This window comes from Burkholderia sp. JP2-270 (assembly GCF_003233675.1).
GTDB lineage: Bacteria > Pseudomonadota > Gammaproteobacteria > Burkholderiales > Burkholderiaceae > Burkholderia > Burkholderia pyrrocinia_C.
The window spans coordinates 734497-758449 of the sequence record NZ_CP029826.1 but is presented as its reverse complement, the minus strand read 5'-3'; the positions used below and the strand labels follow the sequence as shown (position 1 = coordinate 758449).

Genomic DNA, 23953 nt, shown 5'->3' with positions numbered 1-23953 from the left:
CATTTTCAAGATCGACATTGCACGTGCGCGCTATGCTGATGAGCCTTATCGGTCGGGCCTCGACCCAGTATCGCGAGACGCCTCCTGTTCCCGCGACTTTTCGAGCGCGGCGGCCCGCGCCTCCCGGATGCGTGCCCACGATCTCGCCTGCAACTGATCGAGCATCCCCTCCAGATTGGGGCTGTAATTCAGCTCGCGGGCGGATTTCTTCAGCGAACCGACCATGCGTTCGAGCAGGTCGCGGGCCCGGTCCCATGGATAGACCTTCGGCTGGCCGCCGTCGTAACCTACTTGTAACTCGGCCCCGTTGAGCCGCGCGTGTTCGTCCATCCATTTCAGACGCTCGGACACAAATGTCATCTGATCCTTGCGGTGGAACACGACACTACGCGTCGCGACCTCCTGTACCAGATAGTGTTCCGTGTTGAATACTTCGCCGCGATAGAGTCCGCCGTTCTCGCGCGGCGTTGCCATCCTGAGCGGCGAACCGAACCGGTGTTCAGCCAACGCCCTGACCTCGCTCGGAACGTCGCCCACCTCGAACAGCGGCTCGCCTACCGGCGGTCGCGACGATGCAAACCTCGGCGGATCGGCAACCGGAGGGGCAACAGCCGGCGATACAGCAGCGGAAGAATCCGTCGATGGTGGTGCCGAACCGGACGCGCCATCCGTTGCCGGCACATCTGGTGCATCCTGTTTTCGCGTACTGCGCTTCGAGGACCGGCGACGCGGCGTCCCTTCGTCGTCGGGTAATAGCTTTTCCTTGACGTTGCCCATCTTTTCGCCCTCCTCATGCTGGTCCACCTCAAACACTGTCGTACCGGATACGGTGGAGATATCCGGTTGACCATGCGCCTTCTCAACAAAACGGACCGCGGCGTGCAGGTATGCCTCGACGGCATCAAAACCCGACAACACCGCCATGTCGCTGAAGTCGTTCGGCACGTTGCCGTCGATGGCCTCAGGAGCAAACTTCGGCCAGACCACACGCGCCTGCGCTGCCGCCGCGGCCTGTCGCGCCTGCGTCTCACCGCGGCCTAGTTCACCCAGCACGATCAGGTTCGCATCGGGAAATCTTTCACGCAGGCTCTGCGCCACCAGCCTCAGGTTCCCGCTCGACAACGCCGCCACTGCGAACCAGTCCGTCGCACGCGAAGCGGACAATGCCGTCGCCATGCCCTCTGCGATCAGAATCTGCGAAGATTCGTGTCCGAGAACGAGCGTCGGCGCCGTCATCCAGTAGCCACCCTTTTTCACACCGCCGGCCAGCGACGATTTCCGCCCGTGCTCGTCGATCAGCTCCAGTGTCGAGATGGGCCCGTTCCAGACTGGCAGGATCAGCACGCGCCCCGTCAGCGGTTCCTCCTCGCTGGCCGGCGTATAGCCAAGCAGCGCACGCAGTTCAAGCGCATCCAGCTCACGCAGCGTGACGGTCGGATCAAGATGCTTGCGCACAAGGTAGGGATGCTCCGGACCGACTGGTCTCGCCCACGCCCAGATTGATGCTGCCTCGCGAGCTACTGCTGCATGACGCGCCTCTCGCTGCTCCTCCTGCTTTGCGCGCTGCGCCAGCACCTCGGGCGAGGCTGCGAGTATGGCTGTCACGCGGTCGGGATAATGCGTTCGCTTCAGGTCAAAGCCATGCTGGCGTGCCTGCCAGAACAACGTGGCAAGCGTCTTGCCACCCGATGCGCTGACCGAGCGCCACGTGGCCCGAGCCGCACGCTCGTTATAGTTGGCGGCCGTCCGGCTCCACGCATCCCACATTTCAAAACCTTCTTCGCCGAAGCCCTGCTTGAGCGCGAACGCCATATCGACCCATGTCTCGTAGTCGTCGGCCGGAATCACCGCAAGTGCAGCACGCGCACGGTCTGCATCATGCACTTCAGATGTCGTCATTGCCGGGCTCCCATACTGAGCGGGCCGCTCGCGGCTGCATGCCGCGCCGACTCAACAAAATCGAGTTCAGCCACGTCCAGATCGGCCACGCTCAGGTGACGACTTGCCTGGACAACCTTGCTGGCCGGGACGCCCAGCAGCGTGAAATGCCGTTCCACGTAAGCCACGGCGTCCTCCTCACTGATGTCGTTTAGGTTCGGCGGCAGGTCACGTGGATCCCATGCCTGTAATACTTCGAGGTATTCGGGCGGCAGACTGATGAGCCCCGCACCGTCCGGATCGATCTCAGCGGGATGCAGATCGCGCAATCGGCGCTCGACAACCGCACTGAAATAGGCCATGTTCAGGGCCGGCACGGACGGCGCAGTCAGGACGCGCGACGCAAACTCGGGATCGCGCCAGTAGCAGATCTTGTCGGCCAGGATCGGCTTGGTGTTTTCGAGCAAGATGATTTCCTTGTCACGCCCCAGTTCCTTCAGTTCCTGCGGCAACAGCAACGGCCGGCGTTGTTCCGATACACTTTCGCTTGATCCACCGCGGCCAAAGATCGCATTGGAGCGGCTCACACTGCGCGACTGGTCGGTGAACGTACCGAGCATTTCCGAGTAGTCGTTCGCGTCCTTCTGCTCGCGCGGTGCATAGATAATCTGCATCGCGTGATTCGTGATAAACGTGCGCGCGTCAGCTCGCCCGTACACCGATTCGAGTTGCGCGATCGACTGGACAATCGACAACAAGCGCAAGTTGTAGCCCGCCATATAAGCGACCGCGCGCGCAATGATCTGGATCTTCCCGATCGAGGTCATCTCGTCGAGCAGCAGAAGACACTGAAATTTCAGCGTGGGATCGGCTTCAGGTAGTTGCTTCGTGTTCAGGTTGACGAGCTGCGAGAACACAAGATTGACGAGCAAAGCCGCTTCGGACAGATGGTCGGGCGTAATGCCGATATAAATCGACATGCGGCGACGGCGCACGTCGCGCAAATCGAAATCGTTCGCGCTGGTTGCCGCGTCGACGAGCGGATTGGCCCAGATCGTCAGTGGCGCATTGAACGTCGCCAGCACGCTCGCCAGTACCTTGTCGTCGTTGGACAGGAAGCGATTCAACGCATCGATGCATTGTCCCGAGAGCAGCCCACGGTGCCGGACCAGCGCACGTTGCAAGTAGCCCTTGACCGGCATGCCATTGCCCGACGATTGCCGTAGCACCTCCCCCATCGTGACGGGAAAGTCGGGGATCGACGCTCCCCTGCCGACTCGGCGCGCGTCGCGCCATTCGCACAGCAGAAGCACGATGCCGAGGAACAGATTTCTCGCCTGGTCTTTCCAGAAGTCGTCGTGGCCGCCTGCGGGATACAACGCATAGCCGATCGCGAGGATGTCGCCCACCCGAAACAATCCATCGGAGATCGCCGACAGCGGGTTGTAGCGATGCGTGCGGCCGTCCTCGGCAAACGGGTTAAACAAGTACACATCCTGCCCATGTGCTCGGCGAAAGCCCGCTGTGGCTGCATAGTTTTCCAGCTTGATATCGAGCGCGACCACCGAATCGGGAAAGGTGAGCAGATTCGGGATCACTACACCAACACCCTTGCCCGAGCGGGCCGGCGCCGCGAGCAGCACGAACTGCTGGCCGGCAAACCGCAGGTAGCGCCCGCGCCAGCTCCCCACGACAATCGCCGGAGGAGTATTCAGGTGGGGGCGCGTCGTCATAGCAGCCCCGCCCGGCGAATTTCCGCCTCGCTCGCAAAGCGCGCGCTGCCGTACAGACGACGTCGACTTGCTCCCGCCCCTAGCACATGCAGGCCCAGGAGCGGGGCACCGAACGACAGGAGTACGGCCAACAGCGCAGCGCCCGTGAGCTGGCGGCCGATATTCATCATCATCCCGTCTCGCCACGCCAGCGCCGCATCGAGCCAGCCCCAAAGCCCTGCGTGCAACGGATTGATTCGCAGACTGACATACAGGAAGAACGATGCGAGCCAGAGCGACGCGGCGATTCCCCCGATCAGGCAAGCCAGCACCGCCGCCGTCACTGCTGCCGTCCGCGTATGCTTGAGCAAAGGGGAAGCGATCGGGTCCATAACCGCCACTACACGAAGGCGGTGCGCGCCTTGCGCACCGGATCGAACCAGACTTCGGTCATGCCCCAGCGCCTGCCGATCTGTTCACCCACCGCATTGAATATCGGGCGTGACTTCATGTGCGCAACAACATCGACGGTCAGGAACAGCAGCCTCTTGAGCGCGGCATCGTCCCAGGCGACAGCCTCCGGGTGTTCCTTCGCCATCAGCGCGAAACGCTCGATTGCGACGGCCGCATTGGGGGCGTGATAGCTCGTAATCGAACCCGCATGCCCAGTCGTCAGGAGCTTCAGGAAGTCGTAGGCTTCGGCACCGCGTAGCTCAGCCAGCAGCACACGGTCCGGACGCATGCGCATTGCACTCGCGATCAGATCTGCGGGTGTTACGCGTGCGTGTCCGTGCCCACCCTTGCTGTACTGCAAATGCACGCAGTTCTCGATATGCCGGATGAACAACTCGCGAACGTCCTCGATCGTCACGATCCGCTCGGTGGCCGGAATCGAACGGCACAAGGTCTTCATGAAACTGGTCTTCCCAGACCCTGTATTGCCGACCACAGCGATATTGAGTCGGCCCCTGACAGCGTGATCGAAGAAGGCGCTCCAGTCGTGCGCGTCCAGGGTTTCGATAAGCTCGCGATCGTCGGCTCGCAATGCCGACAACGCTGAATCGAGTCTGTCTGGCCGGCGCCATACCGTCTCGTCGAACAACCCCTCGTCACGACACGCATCGAGCGTCTTTTCGTCGGAGGACGGACGACGGATCGTGACCGACACCGTTCGCTGCGGCACGACCGGTGGCACCACGATCTGGATACGTGCGTCATTCGGCAGCAGCGCTGAAAGGACCGGATACTGAGACGATATTTCCTGATGGGTCAGCGTGGCCACTGCTACGGCGAACGACATCAACCGGTCAAAGTCAAGATCCTCGCAATCATGGCCATGCCAGCCGAGCGAGTCCTCGGTCAAAGCACGCTGTGGCCGATTGATCACCAGCTCTGTCACGTCGGGATCGTCGAGCAGCAGCGCAAATGGACGCATCAGTTCACGAACCGATGCGTCCTCCGGCAGCCGAACCAGTTCGGGGTCACGTGACGAATCCTGCCCGTGTGTGCGAATCGTCATCGCATCCCCTCCGGCTGCAGGGCATACACCGATCCGAAGTCCAGATCGCGTGCAATCACAATCGTGAACTCCGCACCCTGGTTCTGGGTGAGCGTCGGCGGAATATTGATCGTGCTATCAAGCACGCGCGTGGCCATGTCGTTACCCTGCTGTTGCGTGCTCTGGAACACCATCGAGCCATTGGTATTGCCGCCGCGTGTAGACAGATAGCCGACTGCGTCCTGAACTGATCCAAGCAGGATCGCCGCGCCGAAGCGCTGGCGCCAGTGGTTATCCACATAACCGTCAATACCCATGCGGCCGAGCGCATCGGCCGCCGGCGAGTCGATTTCGACCGTGACGCCGTAGGGCGTCTTGATGCGGGCCGACAGCACGAACACCCGCTTCTGGCCCGGGGACAGGTTCGAGCGGTACTGGCTATTGATCTGCGAACCCCGTTCGATCAGCACGACGCTGCCATCGTCGGAATACACGTTCTTGCTCACGGTACAGGTCGACAGGCCTGCCTCGGTCGAGTCGAACGCCGTGTCGCCCACGCAGTCGATCTTGGCGCCTTGCGCGAGCACCAGACTCCGATTGCCGAGCGTCACGGCCTGAACACGCGGCGTAGCGCTCGGCGTCAGCGCCTGACCGAGTGAGCCGCCAGCTTGCCCCGATCCTGGCGCTAACGCGCCTGCGGCCCTCGTGACACCTGCTGCAGCTGAGGAAGTTGCGTCCGTCACCCCATCCGACTCCAGCACGCCGGGCTCACCACCCGCGGAATCCTGTCTACCGACCGTTTCGAGCAACGGCGCGTCGTAGTAGCTGCGAGGAACTGCAGCGCGTACGGTACGAGCAGGCGCGAGTGCCCCCGCCGTGGACGCGGGAAGGACGGTAATCGGGCTTGCGGGTACCGGCGCCGAAGCTGGGCCACCGGCCGACGACGCGGGCAGCTCCTTGAACAGGCGTCCCTGAGAAGATGTGCCAACCATCGCATCGCGTCGCGCCTTCGCTTCGGCATCGTGCCGCGCGAGGAAACCGTGCACGGTCCACACCGCGCCGAAGCCGACGACCAACACGATTCCGATCGGCGTCAGCCACCAGGCGCGTGGACGAGCACCGCGGTATTGCCCCAGTTCCGGCATACCGCGATCTGCGGAAATACTTGATGTCCCCTCGTCCTGGTCGTGTCCAGACTGCGAGCCAGCTGCATCGTCGGGCTCGATCGCATTGCGCGGTGTATCGTCATTCATCGCGATGGCTCCGCAGCACGCGCTTCACCCCATTGACCGTCGTGCCGTCACGGGCCGGTACGCCGTCCATGTCGTAAGCGTCATTCCAGATTCCAACGACCTCTGCTCCCAGCCGCAACACGAAACGCTTCGCCACCTCGTGCACAACGATCGTGTCGCCGTCGACGTGCTTGTCGACGACGCTCTCCGTGCCGTCGTCTGCCACCCGAAAGATCGCTGGCATACGTCGATTGTTCGGAATGCGCAAATAAGTAAAGCGTCCGTCGTCCCATGCCGCGGTCGGTGCGATATCGTCGGAGTTCGGCATGACCTGCATCGAATATCGTGCGTTACGCACGGCTGCTGGCTGCGCAAGACGTTTCGCGACCAGCTCGACATCCGAATTCCCCTGTGCCTGCTTGGCCAACTCATCCAGATAGACGAGCGTCACGCGATACATCACACGGCCATTGCCGAACTTCGACTTGAGCGGAAGCACCATCAGATCGAAGCTGTAGCTGTGCCGATCGGTGCGGATTTCGAGATTCGAGTCATGCGCGGCGAGCTGCGGCTTCAGGTACACGTCGTGATCGCCCTTATTTGCCACGACCTGCCAGCCGTCTCGATCTCCGGGTGCGACGACCTGAATATGCTCGCGTGGACCCAGAGCAATGTGCGTCGCGAAGCCACGCTGGGCCTCGACGCGCACCACGTCATCTGCTCGATAGATCACCTGGCGGACACGCGAGTCTTCATTCCATCCAGGGAGATCGACTGCCTGCACTGCACCTGCGAACAACAAGATTGCCAGCACGGTTGCCAACGGAAGCGCCTTCATGGTGTGCCTCCTGCTGATGACGCTGGCGGCGTGTATTCCACATCGCGACTATAGGCGGTGACCTTGAAGCCGAACGGATTGGCGATCGCCACGCTCTCGCGAGTGAACACCGGCGGTCGGTAGGTATAAGCCAGCGTGATCACGAATCGCTGCGCACGCTCGGCGTGAGCCTCGCCGTTCTTGAACGACGTCCGCTCGAGATGCACGACCGCATGACCCGGTTCGTCAGGCTGCAGCGTGATCGAAAGAATCCGGACGCGCCGTTCGATGCCCGCTCCTAACTGCTGGTCCAGTGCGTCCGGACCGCTGTAAATACCGCGATAATCGCGGGCGACGGCGTCATCGCTCATCGCGAGCACGCTGTCATAGTCCATCTGCAGCAGTCCCCAGTCGTAGCGCTCGCGGGCTCGCACATAGTTCTCGACCCAGTGCTTGTCCTGGATTTCCTTTGTGTGCACATGGCGCGCGTCGAGCACGTCGATCACCTGGGATTCGCCCGTGAGACGATCGACCTCGATCGGCAAGGGGACCACGCGATAGAACGGCACCATCACCGCAAGCGCAATGGCACAAAACACCGCGACACCGACCGCCGCATACGCGACGTACCACGCACGTCGTTCAGAGCGCTCCTGGAGGTCAGTCAGCGACGCCTCGATGTCGAGCACGCGGCCATAGTCGTGTGACGCGTTCATGATCGGTCTCCGACATCCGACGATGCCGGCTGGTTCGGAGCGGTGGGCACCGCCATTGGCCAGTCCGGGACGGGCGGCACGCGATTGATCGGCACGCGATGCAAACCGTCCGGCAACACGGGTTTCGGTGGCCCGCTGCTGCAAGCGGCCAGACTCCAGGCGAGGCACCCGGCCAACGTCAGTGAGCTCAGCTTGCACATGGCGTCACCTCAGTTTCCGAATGACACAGGCACCATTCGGTCCTGTGGCCGGTTGGTCTTGCCCGCTCGGCTCAATACCAGTTCGCTCCGCTGTTCGGCCACGAGCTTGTCCTCGGTCTCGGCCAGCATCCGGAAGAGCTGCAGCTTCGTCATCTCGTTGCCGACCGCTGTCGATTCCGTCTGAATGCGCGCCTGCAACTCGGCCACGCCCTTCGGGTCCTGCGTCGCATTGATCTGTTGCGCCAAGCTCTGAATCTGGTTCAGCTCCTGCAACTCGGTCTGGTATGCCTGCAGGCCAAACGCCTTATCCTGGTAGGGCTTGTTGAGCGCGCGCTGGCACAGCTGTCGATCGATTCCGGTCTGATCCTCGCAGTTGTAAATTTGGCTGGCCGAGCGCAACGCCTGCGCGCTGCCGGTCAGGCCCGCGTAACCACCGTTCTGGATGGCGGTATAGATGCTCTGCCAGTTCGATGGCAACGAGTTCGCGACGACCGGATTACTCAGCAGCGCACCGAAGCCGCGTGTACCGACCGTCGACTGGTAGATCTGGATTTCCTGCTGCACCTGCTGCTTGAGCTGACCGACAGTCGCAATGGCCTGCACCACGTTCTGCGCGTCATAGACTGGGATCCCTTGCGCGTGAGCGCCGGCGCACCACGCCGCCCACATGCATACGGCACGCAACCATCTGCTTCGTCCGTTCATGGTCGTCACCTCCCTTTCAGATGCTCTACTGGCCCAGATTCGCGCGCGCAACGCGCTGGTAAGCCGGCGCTGCGCCGCCGCCCGATCCACCACTCGATCCGCCACCCGAACTGGTCCGGTCGCGAATCTCACCTCCGGAGCGCGGTCCTTGTCCGTTACGGCTGAACGCCCGTCCAATCGCCGTGACGAGACTTCGTGATGCCATGCCAGCCGCAAACGCCCCAAAACCCGATAGGGTTGCGCCGCCAGACAGGCCGGCCGCAACAGATGGCAACTGCCAACCGACCATCGCGAGGAACAAGCCGGTCGCAAACATGCCAATCGCGGCGGCGGCCGGAGCGGCATCGTCAAGGGAGGCGGAAATGGCTTGCATCAGGGCTGACGAGTCGGCACCGGGTGAACTGCTCGTCGCATGGAGTGAGGTGAGCTCGGCCGAGAACGCTGTGAGCGCCATACCGAGGAACGCTGCGACAAGCACCTGCAGCAACGCGTAATTGGCAAGCTTCGCGGTCCACGCTTCGAAAAACCGCGCGGTCGGCGCAAATGCCCCGCACGCGATGAAGATCGGGCCCAGTCCGAGCACGAGTTCGAGCAGCATCCTCGCCATCACCACCTCGAAGGCCAGGACAATCAAAAAGATCGAGCCACCGAGCGCGGCAATCAGGCCGCAGAGGAAATCCCCCATCGCGGCGGCCAGGCCGCTCGGGCTGATTCCCTCGTGCGTCGCCTTGTTGAAGTAGGCGTCCATCACGAGGTCGACCTGCTGGTCGTAGCAGTCGAGCGTCTCATAAATGCTGGTCGCAGCAGCCTGTCCTGTTACGCTACTGCCATTGGTCGAGCCGCATCCCGGATTACCCCCACCCGTCGTGTTCGCCGCATTCTGGATTGTCTGGGCCAGCCCCGCCGTTGCACCGTTGACCGCACCGACGACGTGCTGCTGGTAGATCCCGGCGCTCAACGCGAACGCCAGCGTGATCGCCACTTTCAACCCTCGCCAGGCAAATGCCGGCACGGCCTCGTGGGCCTCGCCGCGTACCACCGCGAGACCATAGGCCAGCACCCAGATCGTCACGGCCGTGGTCGCAACGGGCACGAGTGCCCCGGAAAGCGCCGACGACACATTCGTCACGTAGCTCGACATGCCGTTTTCAAGGGTGCCACCCACGGCGGTAAAGAGGCCGCTCATCACGCACCTCCCGGACCTGGCTTTGAAGACGGTCGCGCTCCGACCTGCGCCGCGCGGCGCTTCGCGAGCCCGTCATGGAATACGGGTAGCCAATCCTGCGGTGCGTCGCCAACATGAGCGCGAATCGTGTCGAGCAATTCCACGTTGTCGGTCGTGCCAGAGAGCACATCGAGCACATCGCCAAGCCGGGCGAGATCGAGCCGGCCGATCGCGGAACGATGGCCTTGCTTGACGAGGAAAAGGCGGCTGCTCTCGCCCAGGTTGCGCACGATATTGAATTCCGCTTCGGTCAGCTTGAAGCCATGCACGTAATCGTCGTAGTCAGCACGCGGATTCGGCAGGAAAAAGAATGTCGCGCTCTGCTCGATCAGCGCACTCGCGATGTCGCTGCGCAACACATCGGCCGGTGACTGAGTGTCGAAAATCCCCAGCCCGTTCTGTTTGCGGATCGTCTTCTGCTTGTTTTTGGCGAAATCCGTAAAGACAGGATCGCTGAGCCGCTTCCAGAATTCGGTCATCACGTAAATGAAGCGTCGACCGTCAATCAAGTGCTCGGTCCGATGCAGCAGGTACATCGTGACGGGCGTCGACACCTCGGCGTCGTCCAGCAGCTCGGTATCGTCGAAACCAAACAGGTCCGCGTGCGCCAGATCGATGCGATCGGCCGGATTGTCCAACACCCAACCCAGACGCCCGCCCGCACACCATTTCGACAGTCGCGCGTGCAAGCTGTTTTCACCGACGTTCGGCAAAAGCTGCCGTACCATCGACAGGCGGCGCAGCGGTTTATCCATACGCGCGACCTCGCGAACAGCACGCGAGATGTCGAGTTCGTCCTTCGCCGACAGCGGCGCACCGATGTCGACGAGTTTGCGCACAAGGCGCTCCCAAAAGTCCATCACCAGTTCATCCGGCGCCATCTGGAACGGATTCAGCCCAGTTGGTTCACCGCGGCGGAATACCGTGTAGGTCCCACCCATCGCACGAATCGCGATCTCCGTGCCGCGGTCCTTGTCAAACAGCACGGCTGTGATGCCATATTTGGTCGCCATGGCCAGCAGGAATAGCTCGAGCACCGTCTTGCCCGCGCCGGCTCGGCCGATGATCTGGGTGTTGGCAAGCGCCTTCTCGTCGAACGAGTCCTGCTTGTCCGGTGTCGCGTGGAAGTTCAGATAGAGTGGCTGGCCGCTCGGCGTCTTGACGATCGTGATTGCCTCGCCCCACGGATTACCGTCACGTTTGCCGGTCGCGAAGTTGTGCAGACTCGCCAGGCCACAAAAATTGCGCGACGTGAGCTTTGCCTCGCGCGGCCGGTAGCGCCAGTTGGCCGGCAGTTGCGCGAACCACGCCGCATCAGCCACCAGATCGATCAGTGCCGTCTGGAATCCGGCATCGGCCAGTTGCGTACGGGCTTTGGCGATGCTTCGTGACACTTCGTCCAGCGTGTCACCGAGCACCGCCAGCGAATAGTGGTACTCGCCGAGAACGAAATTCCCGTTGATCAGCTCATCGAGCGCCTGGTCGATCGCTTCGACCTGGGACACAGCGACATCTTCACCGGCGATGAGCTGACTGCGCTGCCGCTCCAGCGCTTCCTTCCCTGTGGGTTTGTCCAGGATCGTGAAGCTCTGCGTCTCGATATACTCGAAGTCGCCGTACAGCAAGCCATTGAGCATGCCTGGTTCGGTGTCTTCCGGATAATCCTTGAGGTCGAGCATCGCCGCGAAGCGCGTTTTCGTCGGCATACGAATCTCGACTTTCTCGGCACCGACGAAAAGCCGCGAAATCGGCAGCGCCTCGCGAATCGAGCCGGTGGGCACAGGCTCACGCTCCCAGACCCCATTGATCAGATAGCCGAGCAGTTCCAGCGCCGACGAATAGCGGCGCGAAGTCCGCCCGACGGGGCTGGGTCGGCGATAAACGCCAAGCGCAATCGGCTCGTACGGTTTGAGGCTGGATTCAACCTGGGCGGCGAGCTCCGTCATGACCTTCAATGCGTCGATCTGATCGCGTCGGATATCGTCGCGCGTGCGGCGTGCCGCACGGCTGAAGACACGTCCCAGTCGCGTGCGGTTTGGCCGGTAGACCACCGTCAGATACAACTCGTTGGCCATCATCCGGTAGCCCGAAAAGCTCGCGTAGTAGCGTGTCGCCAGCTCCTCGCAAAAGCGATTGCGGTACTGGGTCGAAAACTGGTCCGACACCCGCCGACGCAAACGATGCGACCACAGCGACACATGGCCGCCCGCGAGTCCACGCACGAACTGGTTGAACCCGTCATGCCGCGCGAGGATGTCGGCGGGATCGGCCGCCTCAAAGGCGATGCCGGCGATCTTCCAGATTTGCACGTAGTCGCCTTCGCGCGTCTTGATAACGTGGTCGGTCACATGTGTCGAGTACGGGATATAGCCGGCAAGCGGTACTTCCCGGTTCGCGACGGACACGATCGGCATCTTTCCCGCCATCTCACGCCCTCCTCTTCAGGCGCACCGGCACATAGGCATGCACGCCCCAGAAGCGGCGATTGCGCTGGCATAGCGCCATACGAACGCGTCGCCCGTGCTGCGCGAGCCGCTGGTCGTCATGGCGCGTGATCCACCGCATCGCGACGAACACGGGAATCATCAGAAAGAGGATCGCGACGCCCAGCGGCGGACTGGCCAGTAGGGCCCAGATGGCCGGAATCAGCATGCCGCCGCCGATCATCAGGAACGGAACCAGCGGCACCCCCCACAGCATCGCGGGACGGGTGCAGCCTTTGAAGACGGGATCTTTGAGTGAGTGCATGGTTCGGCGCCGCCCGGATCAACTCGTCGGGATCAACATGCCGGCGATGACCGTCGCGCAACCGACGAACAGGCCGCCGATAAACACATTCGCGATATCACCGAACCGGGCGTGCTGGAACATCATTCGAAATCCCGCCCAGATAATAGAAATCGAACAGATCACGCCGCCGACGCTCAACAGTGTTGTCTGGATCATGTTCAGCAGCGCATTGACCTGAGAGAGTTGCGCCCATGCCGGAACAACGAACATCAGGGACGAAGCGGCCAGAGCGATTGCGCGAGCCGTTCTTCGCCCGGATAGCAGTCTCACCATCCACACATCGACCGCCCATTTATTGCATCGCATTCCTAAGTACATGTCCGACTCCGCGTCGATTGATCACCACCTGATTCCTAAAATGAAGAGCTAGAACACCACTGCACTCGCGTCCGGTTCGCGCTCCGGATCCGCAGCGGGCGACACCGCGTTCACTCCGTCGTAATCCCGTCGCGATGGCTGCTGAATCAAAGATCGAGAGCGTGATGAACGGATAGGCGGAACAGAACCGATCGGTAAGACCAGAATAGGCACGATCTCCGGTACGGAAGACTTCAGCGTCGCGGCGTTCTCGACGACATGCTGTACGTAGCCCGTCCGGTAGCCGGTCGAGAAATTACCGCTCGCATAGCAGGACAGGCCCGCGCGTAGCGCGGCTTGGACATCAGATTGATGATCGGTCAGTACACGGAACTCGCTGGCCTTCGCCGCCGCGCTAAAACAACGGTGGAGGATCGCCGCACCGGCCGCCAAGTTGCGGCACGGCTCAAACGCGTTCTCGGGGGTCATGCCGTAGGCCGGCCAATTCTCCCGATTCACCTGCGCGAGTCCGACGCTGAAGTTCCAGCCGGTCTCCTCCAACGCACGTGCTGTCGCGACCGCTTCGGCGGCACTCAATGGCTGTCGACGCAACCGACCGTGTACGACGCCAATCGCGTAGGGATTGAATCCAGATTCGGTCCGCACGATCGCCGCCATCGTGGTCGGGTCGATCTGCGGCGCACAGCGTTGCGCGATGGACAAGAAATCGAGCGGCATCATCGATTCCTCCAACCAAGTCGATTGACCTGCTGAAGGTGATCCGCTGTCGAATTTCCAATGTCATAGGTCGACGGTGCGCTGCCAGCGCCATAGAATTTCGTGACCGTCGGTCTCTGGTTTCCGACACGCCGCCAGACACGATCATCGAGTTGATAGTCGACCTTGGCGTTGATCGCACCAATTGCCCGGCACATACGTTCGCTCTGCTCCGACCCGGCCCAGTACAACATGGGTTTTCGGCAATAGCTGGCGTCGGCGAACGTGTTGGTCGCCGATCCGCCTCGCGCGCCACCTGTAGCGAAATCGCAAGTTGGAAACGGATCACCGTGTCGCAGCGCGTCCCATAATCTTTCGATTGGCGGTTCACATTCCGCGTACTGCTCCGGGCCACCCGGATTAGACAGACACAACATCACCTGACAGCCCCAATCGTCCGCATGCGTCACATCGGGCCACGCCATGAACGTGCCAAGCACGACGGCAATCGAAACCACACCGAACCGCACAGTTCGACGTATATTCGGAATCGACGTGAACTTACACATGACACGCCTCGCTCCATTCCGACTGCAACGGGGCCTCGCGTATGGAATCGAGTCGTCGAGCGATCACATCGAAACACGCGCTCATGGCCATCCATTCGCGATGAACATTCACATCGCCCTGGACAAGTTCCGCTACCGATATCCCACATGCCTGCGCCCGCGGAATGACGTCGAACCGAGGCAGCAACAGATGGCCTGTTGGACTTTGGTCATGCGGAACCAGCCATGCGCCCATGGGCACCTCGAACCAACCACGCCGAGTCTGCTGCGAGGTCGGCTCGATGCAGTTGGGCACGATGCCGATAAAGCAGAGCGACGGATTGAGGCGCGCGCGTACATCGCGCACGCCCTTTTCGCCGTTGACAAAATCAACGATCGGCTCCAGCGCGTCTGGCGACAACGTAACTGGACTGATCAGCGCATCCGCGAGTGCCGCCGCGCATACGGCACGCAAATCAGGCCACGGTGAACTATCGATCAGGCAGATGTCGAACAATGCGTCGACCTGGGACAACAAGTGTCGCAAGTTGGCGTAACAACGCGCGCCGACCGGATCGTCCCGATACGCAATGCCGGCGATGGTGGCTGCGGCGAGCACCCCAATGTGCGGTCTGGCCGTGTCAGACAGTCGATCGCGCCGAACATTGGATGACGGGCACTTCGTCATGCGCGCGCAGGTGCCGCGTGTGAGCGAAATGGCACTGCATGCCGGCTCGGCCAGATCAAGCACCAACACCCGGCATCCACGTACCAGACGAAGATAATGGGCGAACTGACACACGAACGTCGTTCTGCCTGTACCACCATGGGCCGAAGCCACCAGAAGCGATTTCATGACCGTCTTTCCTCGGATGAGCTCCGAGCGTCGACGGCCGTCCGAGAAAAAGAGAACCCGCGGCGTTACAAAGACCACCGCGGGTTCAACGGGGAATCTTGAAACCCAACCAGCAAACAAAAAGCCTGCGATTGCGAACCAATCGCAGGCCTTCTCATGTGCGCTACGGCACACCTTTCACAGACATCGATGCATCGGGGCCGCTAACGCGTACTCGGTCGTGCTACGCACGTTGACCGGATCAGATTGTTGGCTTCACTGTAGGTCAGCCGTCACGGCGATTCAAGCGCCGACGCTCGTCAACAGAACGCATCTCGCTCCCAGTCGCGCCGCAATATTCCTTGATGTTCCTAAATTTATTTTGCGTTTGGTAAGAACGCGATCTTGTCCACGGCTCACCATCACGATGCGCCTGCGCTTCGCGCTGCATGAGCGCCTATTCAACTGAACTTGCCGAACATTCGTCCTCGGAACGCTACTGTGTGAACTTGCCTTCCTCAAGGGCGCGGGCGAGCGCGGACCGCGCAACACAGAGTTCGAGATCGAACAGATGACGTGGATGGCGAACGATCTTCAGCCGTCGACACACGACCTCCCGACTCGCATGCCAAAGGTAGACCATCCGCAGAACCTCTCGATGTCGTGGCTGCAGCGTTCGCCACGCCCGGGTTACACGTTCGGCATCGCTGGGATCGTACGCGCCGCGATTCGACCGCCCCCAATTGCGAAGACGCTCATCGAGTGACGGCGGTTGCTCATCGTGCTTCACCGCCATCTCCCCTGCCGTCCGCCTCGTGCGCCTGGGATGCTCGATATCGCGACGGGTCGGCCAAGAATTGTTCGATATCGGTCGCACGCCACCCTACCATTCGCCCACCAAGCGGAATGGTGGGTGGAAACGTTCCGTCTCGCATGCGCTTATAGATTGTCGACCTCGATAGGCCCGTGCACCGCTCGACTTGTCGGCGGCGCAAGATCGTCCGCGTTCCATCATCATTCCAAGACATGATTGACCCTCCATATCCGGCACGAACATGGCCGGAACTGAAAGGCATTCAAGCAGCAAGGATGATCAGATACCAAACCCGTCGTACCGACGGGACATTCCGTCGGTTAAAAATGGTGTCTCTCCAGAGATTGCACGCGACACGCTCGTGATCCGTCGCATCGAAGCCTGGCAACGCCATCGCGTTTCGATACGACCTTTCCACAGTGACCGATGTGGTATTGGTCACGCGGAGGCTGAAAGGATGATCTCAGGATGCGCTTACGGTAACCTGTTTGGCTTCACGGCGCCGCGCCCGACGTCGGAATGGGTGACCGGATCTGTCCGGTCATGAATCGTTGAAGGTATTCCCATGCGGTGCGGTACCTGTGCATCGATACCGCCGCCAACTGCTCGTCATGGACGACTAACATCTGCTCGATCGTGGACTGCTCGCGATCGAGCAACAACCAGGCAGCGCCCTGCTCCGCACGTGCAATGCAGGCCTCCAAAGCGGCCTCGGCTTGCCGGTACAGGTTCAAATCCGCTCCGGTCTCGTTGCGCATATAGAATGCGAGATAGACGACCCGTAGCAGACAACTAATTTGCTCTTCTCCCCCGTGACCAGCCCTTACAGCGGCCAGTGCCATATGATTTTCGAGGGACAGCGCTCGGACCTTCGCGGTCGGCAACGGCAGAAGGTCGCCTTTGGTAAGCGGCTTGCGCCCCGCGCGTCGGACTTTCGGCAAAACCATGAGCCATGAAGTGTTCGTGATGATGTTGGGACATGATACCGCGAGCCTCACGTCGAGGCAGAGCGCACCGTGCTCTGTCGAATCGATGCGTGCGCAACGCAGCCGAAGTCGGATACCCGCCCGGCCGCGTTCTGCTGCAACGAAGCGGCGCAACTTAGAACTTGACCCGCATCCCGGCGCCTACACTATTGCCAGTCGACACACCTGTGATCGTGTCATAACGCCAAGCCGCATACACATCCGTCCGCTTCGACAACGGGTAGTCGTAGCCGAGCGCGAGCGTCGACCAACGGAGATGATCTCCGACCGACGGTCGCCGCCGCGTTCCCGCCCACGACATCAGTACGCTTCCTAACCCTATCCGAACGCTTGCGCCAAACTGCACCGTATCGTCCGTGACGTGATTGTTGTTGTCCACGCGCTCGTACTGGGCGAACAGCTTGACCACACGCAACCGATACGCGCCGCCGACCATCCATGCAGTCTGCGTAGTGGCGCCGTTGAGAAACAGCGATGCCGTGTGCAGACTCTGCACGGCGGCCGTCGCGGAAAAGGGACCGGCAAAGTACAACACGTTCGCGCTGTAGTTGGCCTGCCCGGCATGGCCGGCAACGCCAGCGTTGCTGTACAGCAGGCTTCCGGACAGACCGGCAACCTCGGGAGTCTGATAAAGGAGCGAATTGTCGATCGCCGTGTCGCTCTGGAGCGACGCAGCACCCATGGCCGAGCCAAGGAAACTATGGACGACAATCGGCGAGAAGACGAACGAATTGCCGAACGGATTGAACAGCAGCGTCGACACGAATAGTGGCGCGGTATTGCGCCCCAGCGTCAACTCTCCGAAATGACCGCTCAGACCAACGAAGGCATTTCGCCCAAAAAATGACTGTCCGGGAAACGAACCGACCTGACCGCCGTTGATACGATAAAAGCTCTCGAGCGTGAAGACGGCCTTCATCCCCCCGCCCAGATCCTCCGTACCGGACATCCCCCAATACGAAGTCGTCATCCCGCCAGAGCCGACTTGCCACGCGTTGCCGGCTGCACCAGCAGGATGCACTTCGCCAATGAATGCGTCCGCTAGCCCATACAGCGAGACCGATGATTGCGCATGTGCGATCCCAGCACCGGTGCACACGCCCAACGTTACAGCCAACTTAGCCACGCTTCCCCGAAATGTTCTTATCTGCATGATGTCTCCTTCGTCTTTGTGATTGTTTGTTCGTGTCGTGCCGTCTTGGCATCGACACTGTTCAGTCCGGTCGAACACGCGCGAGCGGTCTACCCCTGTCGGCCAGCGCGATCGCCACCACGATCTCGTTCGGCGCTGGCGCATCGGCGAGCGTCAGCGAGACCGTGTCAAAGTGGTCAAAGCTCCACATGTCGGTGCTGCCGTGGAGCGGAATGTCCACACATGCGCCTGGCGCGGCACGTTTGGTCACCGACGGAATCAACGACGTGGCGCCTGGCAAGCTCTCGCGCATGGCCCTTCCCATACGGGGATGCAAGAGCGCCGCCGCACATTCGAGCGGTACCGCGCTGCCCACGAGCGCGGCCTTGCCGTAGGCCTGAATTGCCGACGGCGCGACATCCAGCGCCCACCGCGCGCGGCCTGTGAGCAACGTGCCGAGTTCAGCGCCCAGTTCATAGAGCGGCTCGAGCGCCGCGAGCGGCGCGTCCGCGTGCCAGTCGTCGAATCGGAGAACTGCTGCCGCCACGACCTGCCGATGTGGCGGGTCAACCGGTACGTGCAACTCGGTGCGCCGCTCGAGGAGGTGGACGACGAATTTGGTGATGGGCGGATTCATGTCAGCACCTCCACGCCCTCAGTCTGGCCTTGCATTGCTTCTGGTGGAGCCGGAAACGGGCCACGTGCGCACTCGTACGCCCGTGCCGCGCGCAGCACCAGGGCATCGCCGCCCGACGGCCCGATGATCTGTAGGCCCGTCGGCAACCCGCCAGGCAAACCACACGGCACGCTCGCCGCCGGCAACCCAGTCTGGTTGCACCACGATGTCAACGGCGGCGCCATGCGCGAGTGCTCGGGGCGCCCCTCCGCGAGCGGTGGGGCACAATGGAATGTCGGCGTGAGCAGTAAGTCGTAGTCTTCAAAGAACGCGGCCATCGCGACCGTGAGCGCGTGGCGCGCCTGAAGCGCATCGACGAATGTCGAAGTGAGGACGCTACCGCCGGCCTCAGCCAACGCAGACACGTCCGGATCGAGCCGCGGCCGCGCAGAGGGAGGAAGCTGCCGGGCCCTTTGTGCAAAGAAGACCGCCCATTGGATTGCGTGCATGCGACTCTCCAGATAGCCGTCCAGCGGCTTCACATCCGTTTCCTCGACCTGTGCCCCGAGCGCTTCGAACAGGCCCACCGCCTGACGGACACTCACGGTGATGTCAGGCTCAACCTGCACACCCGCAGGCGCCGGGCAATAGGCAATGCGCAATCCGGCGATGCCATCATCCAGACCGATGCGCAGATCGGAACCAGCAGAAACCGGTCTTCGAGCATCGCTCTGGCGGGACATCACGGTCAGCATCAGCGCCGCGTCGCTTACGCAACGCGCGATCGGACCAAGCGTCGACAGGTGAGTCCAACTCACCGCCGCGCCAGCTGGCACCCGGTTGAACGACGGTTTCATTCCGACCACCCCGCTCCAGCATGCTGGGACGCGGATCGACCCACCGCCATCGGTGGCCAGCGACAACGGTCCCATGCCGAGTGCAACCGCTACAGCTGATCCGCCGCTGCTCCCGCCGGACGTGAGACGCCGATCCCATGGGTTGCGGGTAATGCCCGTGAGTGGACTGTCCGTGACGATCTTGTTGCCAAACTCTGAGGTCGTGGTTTTGCCGAACAGCAGCGCGCCGGCCTGTCGCAGTCGTGCGACCGCGGGTGCGTCATCGGCCTCCGGCGCGCTGGGTGACGTGAGCGATCCATATCGGGTAGGCAGTCCGCGCACGGCGACGAGGTCCTTGACCGAGACCGGCACGCCATCCAGCAATCCGCATGGCTCCCCGCGCATCCAGCGTTGCTCCGACTCGCGTGCGGCGGCCAGCGCGCTGTCCTCGTCGAGGTTGCACACGCCGTTGACAAAGGGATTGACGAGCGCGACCTGGTCCAGAACCGCGCAAATAACCTCGACAGGCGAGAACGAGCGGCGCCGGTAGCCGACCATGAGCTGCTCGACGTTCATTCCCAGTACGTCATTCATATGCATTCCTTAATAATCTATAGAAATTAAAACGTGTTTGATTACCTCATGCCTATCCCTCGCACTGCGGTGGAATCGGTCCGGCCGAGTCCAACACCGCGAAACCGTTGTCCGACAGCGCCCTGCCGATACGGGTTTGGCACAACACATGGTCGCCGTCCTGGCTCACGCCCGCCTTGCCACGCGGCAAATTCAACGAAACCCCCGACAGCGCGGCTTTCACGCGGGTAACGTCGACGCTGCCGGCCACCTTGACAGCCGCTGCAAACAGGCGAAGTCCGGCATACGTGCACTCGCCGTGCGGTAGCACCACGGCCAACTGCCCTAACCGAGGGTCGTTTGGGCCAGCTTCATGCGCCGTGTAACGCGCGAGAAAGTCCCGGTTCTCCAGGTTGTCGACGCTCATGAAATACGAGGAAACGCCAACGATCCCGGTCGACGCGCCCGTGGTCGCGATCGACAGCGACTCGTGCGCAATGTCAGTCACCAGTTGCGGTTTCATGCCGAACGAGCGGTACTGCTTGACGAAGGTGACCGGGTCGTCGCCGATGCTGTGCCAGACGATCTGTGGGCGCTGGCTTGCGATCTGCTGCAACACCGCACCATAATCGCGTGTGCCGAACGGCAACCAATACACGTTGAGAAACTGCCCGCTGTAACGCTTCACCGCTGCCTGCAGCGCGGGCACCAGCACCTTGCGGTTGCTGCCGATGTCCGAGACCACCGCGCAGACCGTGCGACCACCCTTGCGCATCAGCCAATCGATCAGTGGATCGACGCGCTGGTTGACAGTCAGGCCCGTAGTGAACAGATTCGGATCGCAGCGCCCCTCGTCGAAGTTCGGGTAGATCACGAGCCGCCCAGCGGACTTGGCGGCCTGCAACGCAGCTTCGCGCTCGGACGGTAGCACCATGCCGGTCAGGACAGCGACCTCATCGCGCATCAACAGTTGCCGGGCCTTCTGCAGCGTCACGGCGGTGGACATCTGCGTATCCTCGACGCTCAGTTGCAACGGGCGTCCCAGCAATCCACCGGCGGCGTTGATTTCGTCGACAGCCAACTGCGCACAGTTGCGGTTGGTCTCGCCCACGCGGGTGAGCGGACCGCTCAATGGCGCGAGCAAGCCGATCTTGAGCGGCGTGGTGGCCCGTACCAACGACGGCATAGCAGAAGTGGTGAGTGCGCCGACGGCACTGAATAAGGCGGTTCGGGTAAAGGCGCGACGATTCATCGTAGTCTTCATCGGGTGAGGTCCAGGTGGGAATGCGTCGAATGCGGTGAAGAAATTGAAGACGTGTCAGACTCGGCAGCCGGCGACAGGTATTGCGCCAACGGATGAGCCCCCGCCGAACCGCTTCGTGGCTCGATGCGGCCGGCATGGGCAACTCGTCCATTCTTGAGCACGATGCAGCGCTGCGCGCTGCGCAGCACGAGATCGAGGTTCTGCTCGACGAGCAGCACCGCGAGCTGCGATCGGCGGCACAACGTTGGGATGACCTCGCCGATCAGCTCGACCAGATTCGGCTGCACACCGTCGGACGGTTCGTCCAGCAACAGCAGTTTCGGCCGACCGCACAGCGCGCGGGCAATCGCGAGGACCTGTTGCTCACCGCCGGACAGCGTGCCGCCGTGCTGCGAGAGTCGGGACTTGAGAATGGGGAAATACTCGAACACCTCGTCGAGAATCGCCCCACCACCCACAGCCTGCGTGGCCACCATGAGGTTTTCGCGCACGGTCAGTTTGGGGAAAATCCAGCGCCCCTGAGGAACCAGTCCGATGCCGCGTCGGGCGATCGCATGGGTGCGCAAGCCGTTGATGGATTGCCCCTGAAACCGCACGTCACCTGTCACGCGTGGCAGCAAACCCATGATCGCTTTGACCAGGGTCGTCTTGCCCACGCCATTGCAGCCGAGTACTCCGACAACTTCGTTTGGCCCGACGTCGAGGTCGAGTTGATGCAGCACTGCTACGTCGCCATATCCGGCAGAGAGATTCTCAATGTGTAGCATGACCCGCTCCCTGACCGAGATAGATGCGCCGGATCTCTTCATCGCGCGCGATGTCCGCATAGGAGCCCCGTCGAACGATCCGGCCGCGGTGCATGACCCAGGTCTCGCACCGTAGCGCTTCGACAAAGCTCAGGTCGTGCTCGATCGCGAGTACCGCGCAGCGCTCGCGCAGACGGTGAATCAGGCATACGAGCCGCTGCGCATCGGCGACCGAGAGACCAGCGGCCGGTTCATCGAGCAAGAGCAACGCGGGTTGGCACATCATCGCCATACCGATCTCCAGCCACTGGCGTTCACCATGCGGCAGGGTCATCGCACATAAGTTGGCCTGGTCCGACAGTCCTATCTCGTCCAGAATGGCGTCCGGGTTCGGCATCGGCGTGTCCCGGTACGCGGTAACACCAAGGCCCGCGACGACGAGGTTCTCGCGCACGCTCATTGAAAGAAATGTGTTCGTGCCTTGGAACTTGCGAACCACGCCGCGTCGGCAGAATCGGTGCATCGGCCGCCCCGTCATGCGCTCACCTGCGAGATACAACTCTCCGGCCCCTGGCGCGATCGCACCGGACAACAGCCCGACCAAAGTGCTCTTGCCAGCGCCGTTCGGGCCAATCACGCACAGCAGGTCGTGTGAGCCAATCGACACATCGACGTTGTCGACCGCGTGAATGCCACCGAACGCGCGCTGCAACCCTTCACCCTTTATCAGCGGCGTATCCATTACCGGCCTCCTTCCACGCGTTCGGCACGACGTAAGGGGCTACGTCCCCGTCGAATTCGATCGATCCGACGTGTCCCGGCATTCAAGCCATCGAGTCGTACGCCGTTGGGCAGGAACAGCACGCAGCAGAGGAACAATGCGCCGAGCAGCAGCGGCCATCCGTCAGTAGTTACGCTCGATACCGTTTGCTTAAGCAGCGTCAACCCAACGGCGGCGAGTACCGGACCACCGAGCGTGCCTTTACCGCCGATCGCCACCCATAGAATGACTTCGGTAGCCAGCACCGGCGAGAACACATCGGGCGCCACTACCCCCGAACAGGCGGCCATTAACGTTCCTGCAATAGCGGCAAGTCCGGCCGATGCGACGAACACCAGCAAAAGGTGCCCCGACGTGTGATAGCCGCACGCCTTTGCGCGCCATTCGTTCGTCGCGATCGCGGTCAGCACTTTGCCGTACCGGCTGCGGCATACGAACCAGGTCGCGACGAGCAGCACGGCAAGCACGATCACGACCGTGTACCAGGACCCGCGCGCCCCGCTCAAATCGAACGTCTGCCCGACCGGTGAGAAGGACAATCCCGGAATGCCGAGGAGGCCCGTGTCACCGCCCGTGACCGACTGCCAGCTTGTCGCCAGTTGCTGGACGACAATCAGCACGGCCATGCTGATAATGGCGAAAAAGTGCAACCGCACACCTGCGAACAACAGGAAATAGCCCAACACGGCCGCGACGACCATGGCACAGATCAGCCCCACGATCACTCCAACGGCGGACGTCTGTCCATATTGCACGGTGGCGATTGCGAAACCGTACGCGCCGAGTCCGAAGAAGGTCGTGTGTCCGAGCGTGAGCACACCAGCCCTGCCCCACAACACGTCGTAGCTCAGCGCGAGCAGTCCCATGATCAGCGCATCCCGCACGGTCGAAAGCTGGTAGCTCCCCAGGCAATATGGCAAGATCAATGCGGCAGCAACAATCGCGGCGCCGATTGTCATCGGAGAGATGTCTTCGATACCGAGCGCTGGCTGAAACAGCCAGCGGTGCGTACTCGAAAGAAGTTGTCGGAGCATG

Annotated in this window: 24 protein-coding genes; all 24 read right to left on the bottom strand. The window is 61.8% G+C overall.

Annotated elements, in window-relative coordinates:
• Positions 1 to 45 precede the first annotated feature (45 nt).
• Entirely contained in the window at positions 46 to 1899 is a 1854-nt protein-coding gene (locus tag DM992_RS36175) for a PriCT-2 domain-containing protein (protein ID WP_111021000.1), read from the bottom strand.
• Entirely contained in the window at positions 1896 to 3611 is a 1716-nt protein-coding gene (locus DM992_RS36170) for a type IV secretory system conjugative DNA transfer family protein (protein ID WP_111020999.1), read from the bottom strand. The genes DM992_RS36175 and DM992_RS36170 overlap by 4 nt, the downstream gene beginning before the upstream one ends.
• Positions 3608 to 3982: a hypothetical protein gene (locus tag DM992_RS36165; RefSeq protein ID WP_111021618.1), complete on the bottom strand. Its 375-nt coding sequence runs from the start codon at positions 3980 to 3982 to the stop codon at positions 3608 to 3610. The genes DM992_RS36170 and DM992_RS36165 overlap by 4 nt, the downstream gene beginning before the upstream one ends.
• A gap of 8 nt (positions 3983 to 3990) precedes the next feature.
• Positions 3991 to 5109: a P-type DNA transfer ATPase VirB11 gene (gene virB11, locus DM992_RS36160; protein ID WP_111020998.1), complete on the bottom strand. Its 1119-nt coding sequence runs from the start codon at positions 5107 to 5109 to the stop codon at positions 3991 to 3993.
• Positions 5106 to 6341, bottom strand: a complete 1236-nt coding sequence (gene virB10, locus DM992_RS36155; RefSeq protein WP_111020997.1) for a type IV secretion system protein VirB10 — start codon at positions 6339 to 6341, stop codon at positions 5106 to 5108. Before virB10 ends, virB11 begins: the two co-directional genes overlap by 4 nt.
• On the bottom strand, positions 6334 to 7158 hold the full coding sequence (locus DM992_RS36150) for a TrbG/VirB9 family P-type conjugative transfer protein (protein WP_111020996.1): 825 nt from the start codon (positions 7156 to 7158) through the stop codon (positions 6334 to 6336). Before DM992_RS36150 ends, virB10 begins: the two co-directional genes overlap by 8 nt.
• The gene (locus DM992_RS36145) at positions 7155 to 7853 is read right to left on the bottom strand and encodes a type IV secretion system protein (RefSeq protein ID WP_111020995.1); all 699 of its coding nucleotides are present in this window, start codon (positions 7851 to 7853) and stop codon (positions 7155 to 7157) included. The genes DM992_RS36150 and DM992_RS36145 overlap by 4 nt, the downstream gene beginning before the upstream one ends.
• A 209-nt stretch (positions 7854 to 8062) precedes the next feature.
• On the bottom strand, positions 8063 to 8758 hold the full coding sequence (gene virB5, locus DM992_RS36135; protein WP_111021617.1) for a P-type DNA transfer protein VirB5: 696 nt from the start codon (positions 8756 to 8758) through the stop codon (positions 8063 to 8065).
• Between the two features lie 25 nt (positions 8759 to 8783).
• Positions 8784 to 9944: a type IV secretion system protein gene (locus DM992_RS36130; protein WP_111020993.1), complete on the bottom strand. Its 1161-nt coding sequence runs from the start codon at positions 9942 to 9944 to the stop codon at positions 8784 to 8786.
• Positions 9944 to 12409 carry a VirB4 family type IV secretion/conjugal transfer ATPase gene (locus DM992_RS36125; protein ID WP_111020992.1) on the bottom strand — a complete coding sequence of 822 codons (2466 nt, stop codon included), beginning with the start codon at positions 12407 to 12409 and terminating at the stop codon, positions 9944 to 9946. The genes DM992_RS36130 and DM992_RS36125 overlap by 1 nt, the downstream gene beginning before the upstream one ends.
• 1 nt (position 12410) lies before the next feature.
• Positions 12411 to 12731 (bottom strand): VirB3 family type IV secretion system protein, encoded by a 321-nt coding sequence (locus DM992_RS36120; protein ID WP_111020991.1) that lies wholly within the window; start codon positions 12729 to 12731, stop codon positions 12411 to 12413.
• Between the two features lie 18 nt (positions 12732 to 12749).
• Positions 12750 to 13091 carry a TrbC/VirB2 family protein gene (locus DM992_RS36115; RefSeq protein ID WP_111020990.1) on the bottom strand — a complete coding sequence of 114 codons (342 nt, stop codon included), beginning with the start codon at positions 13089 to 13091 and terminating at the stop codon, positions 12750 to 12752.
• 48 nt (positions 13092 to 13139) lie between these two features.
• Positions 13140 to 13811 carry a lytic transglycosylase domain-containing protein gene (locus tag DM992_RS36110; protein WP_111020989.1) on the bottom strand — a complete coding sequence of 224 codons (672 nt, stop codon included), beginning with the start codon at positions 13809 to 13811 and terminating at the stop codon, positions 13140 to 13142.
• The gene (locus DM992_RS36105; RefSeq protein WP_233634235.1) at positions 13808 to 14272 is read right to left on the bottom strand and encodes a hypothetical protein; all 465 of its coding nucleotides are present in this window, start codon (positions 14270 to 14272) and stop codon (positions 13808 to 13810) included. The genes DM992_RS36110 and DM992_RS36105 overlap by 4 nt, the downstream gene beginning before the upstream one ends.
• Before the next feature lie 76 nt (positions 14273 to 14348).
• Positions 14349 to 15191, bottom strand: a complete 843-nt coding sequence (locus DM992_RS36100; protein ID WP_162631817.1) for a ParA family protein — start codon at positions 15189 to 15191, stop codon at positions 14349 to 14351.
• A 755-nt stretch (positions 15192 to 15946) separates the two neighbouring features.
• The gene (locus DM992_RS36090) at positions 15947 to 16198 is read right to left on the bottom strand and encodes an AlpA family phage regulatory protein (protein WP_111020985.1); all 252 of its coding nucleotides are present in this window, start codon (positions 16196 to 16198) and stop codon (positions 15947 to 15949) included.
• Between the two features lie 280 nt (positions 16199 to 16478).
• On the bottom strand, positions 16479 to 16931 hold the full coding sequence (locus DM992_RS36085) for a hypothetical protein (RefSeq protein WP_111020984.1): 453 nt from the start codon (positions 16929 to 16931) through the stop codon (positions 16479 to 16481).
• A 154-nt stretch (positions 16932 to 17085) separates the two neighbouring features.
• A complete protein-coding gene (locus tag DM992_RS36080) occupies positions 17086 to 18123 on the bottom strand; it encodes a porin (protein ID WP_111020983.1) in 1038 nt (345 codons plus the stop codon).
• 61 nt (positions 18124 to 18184) lie between these two features.
• The gene (locus DM992_RS36075; RefSeq protein WP_111020982.1) at positions 18185 to 18739 is read right to left on the bottom strand and encodes an amino acid synthesis family protein; all 555 of its coding nucleotides are present in this window, start codon (positions 18737 to 18739) and stop codon (positions 18185 to 18187) included.
• Complete coding sequence (locus DM992_RS36070) at positions 18736 to 20148, bottom strand: amidase family protein (protein WP_111021616.1); 1413 nt, start codon at positions 20146 to 20148, stop codon at positions 18736 to 18738. Before DM992_RS36070 ends, DM992_RS36075 begins: the two co-directional genes overlap by 4 nt.
• 52 nt (positions 20149 to 20200) lie before the next feature.
• Positions 20201 to 21379 (bottom strand): ABC transporter substrate-binding protein, encoded by a 1179-nt coding sequence (locus DM992_RS36065; protein ID WP_111021615.1) that lies wholly within the window; start codon positions 21377 to 21379, stop codon positions 20201 to 20203.
• 8 nt (positions 21380 to 21387) lie between these two features.
• Positions 21388 to 22158 (bottom strand): ABC transporter ATP-binding protein, encoded by a 771-nt coding sequence (locus DM992_RS36060; RefSeq protein ID WP_111020981.1) that lies wholly within the window; start codon positions 22156 to 22158, stop codon positions 21388 to 21390.
• Positions 22145 to 22879: an ATP-binding cassette domain-containing protein gene (locus DM992_RS36055; RefSeq protein ID WP_111020980.1), complete on the bottom strand. Its 735-nt coding sequence runs from the start codon at positions 22877 to 22879 to the stop codon at positions 22145 to 22147. Before DM992_RS36055 ends, DM992_RS36060 begins: the two co-directional genes overlap by 14 nt.
• Positions 22879 to 23952 carry a branched-chain amino acid ABC transporter permease gene (locus tag DM992_RS36050; protein WP_111020979.1) on the bottom strand — a complete coding sequence of 358 codons (1074 nt, stop codon included), beginning with the start codon at positions 23950 to 23952 and terminating at the stop codon, positions 22879 to 22881. Before DM992_RS36050 ends, DM992_RS36055 begins: the two co-directional genes overlap by 1 nt.
• Between the last annotated feature and the right edge of the window lies 1 nt (position 23953).

Bases quoted from the DNA above. Each gene is read 5' to 3' on its own strand.
- DM992_RS36175 (WP_111021000.1), bottom strand. From the start codon at position 1,899: ATGACGACATCTGAAGTGCATGATGCAGACCGTGCGCGTGCTGCACTT.
- DM992_RS36170 (WP_111020999.1), bottom strand. From the start codon at position 3,611: ATGACGACGCGCCCCCACCTGAATACTCCTCCGGCGATTGTCGTGGGG.
- DM992_RS36165 (WP_111021618.1), bottom strand. From the start codon at position 3,982: ATGGACCCGATCGCTTCCCCTTTGCTCAAGCATACGCGGACGGCAGCA.
- virB11 (WP_111020998.1), bottom strand. From the start codon at position 5,109: ATGACGATTCGCACACACGGGCAGGATTCGTCACGTGACCCCGAACTG.
- virB10 (WP_111020997.1), bottom strand. From the start codon at position 6,341: ATGAATGACGATACACCGCGCAATGCGATCGAGCCCGACGATGCAGCT.
- DM992_RS36150 (WP_111020996.1), bottom strand. From the start codon at position 7,158: ATGAAGGCGCTTCCGTTGGCAACCGTGCTGGCAATCTTGTTGTTCGCA.
- DM992_RS36145 (WP_111020995.1), bottom strand. From the start codon at position 7,853: ATGAACGCGTCACACGACTATGGCCGCGTGCTCGACATCGAGGCGTCG.
- virB5 (WP_111021617.1), bottom strand. From the start codon at position 8,758: ATGAACGGACGAAGCAGATGGTTGCGTGCCGTATGCATGTGGGCGGCG.
- DM992_RS36130 (WP_111020993.1), bottom strand. From the start codon at position 9,944: ATGAGCGGCCTCTTTACCGCCGTGGGTGGCACCCTTGAAAACGGCATG.
- DM992_RS36125 (WP_111020992.1), bottom strand. From the start codon at position 12,409: ATGGCGGGAAAGATGCCGATCGTGTCCGTCGCGAACCGGGAAGTACCG.
- DM992_RS36120 (WP_111020991.1), bottom strand. From the start codon at position 12,731: ATGCACTCACTCAAAGATCCCGTCTTCAAAGGCTGCACCCGTCCCGCG.
- DM992_RS36115 (WP_111020990.1), bottom strand. From the start codon at position 13,091: ATGTACTTAGGAATGCGATGCAATAAATGGGCGGTCGATGTGTGGATG.
- DM992_RS36110 (WP_111020989.1), bottom strand. From the start codon at position 13,811: ATGATGCCGCTCGATTTCTTGTCCATCGCGCAACGCTGTGCGCCGCAG.
- DM992_RS36105 (WP_233634235.1), bottom strand. From the start codon at position 14,272: ATGGCGTGGCCCGATGTGACGCATGCGGACGATTGGGGCTGTCAGGTG.
- DM992_RS36100 (WP_162631817.1), bottom strand. From the start codon at position 15,191: ATGAAATCGCTTCTGGTGGCTTCGGCCCATGGTGGTACAGGCAGAACG.
- DM992_RS36090 (WP_111020985.1), bottom strand. From the start codon at position 16,198: ATGTCTTGGAATGATGATGGAACGCGGACGATCTTGCGCCGCCGACAA.
- DM992_RS36085 (WP_111020984.1), bottom strand. From the start codon at position 16,931: ATGGTTTTGCCGAAAGTCCGACGCGCGGGGCGCAAGCCGCTTACCAAA.
- DM992_RS36080 (WP_111020983.1), bottom strand. From the start codon at position 18,123: ATGCAGATAAGAACATTTCGGGGAAGCGTGGCTAAGTTGGCTGTAACG.
- DM992_RS36075 (WP_111020982.1), bottom strand. From the start codon at position 18,739: ATGAATCCGCCCATCACCAAATTCGTCGTCCACCTCCTCGAGCGGCGC.
- DM992_RS36070 (WP_111021616.1), bottom strand. From the start codon at position 20,148: ATGAATGACGTACTGGGAATGAACGTCGAGCAGCTCATGGTCGGCTAC.
- DM992_RS36065 (WP_111021615.1), bottom strand. From the start codon at position 21,379: ATGAATCGTCGCGCCTTTACCCGAACCGCCTTATTCAGTGCCGTCGGC.
- DM992_RS36060 (WP_111020981.1), bottom strand. From the start codon at position 22,158: ATGCTACACATTGAGAATCTCTCTGCCGGATATGGCGACGTAGCAGTG.
- DM992_RS36055 (WP_111020980.1), bottom strand. From the start codon at position 22,879: ATGGATACGCCGCTGATAAAGGGTGAAGGGTTGCAGCGCGCGTTCGGT.
- DM992_RS36050 (WP_111020979.1), bottom strand. From the start codon at position 23,952: ATGCTCCGACAACTTCTTTCGAGTACGCACCGCTGGCTGTTTCAGCCA.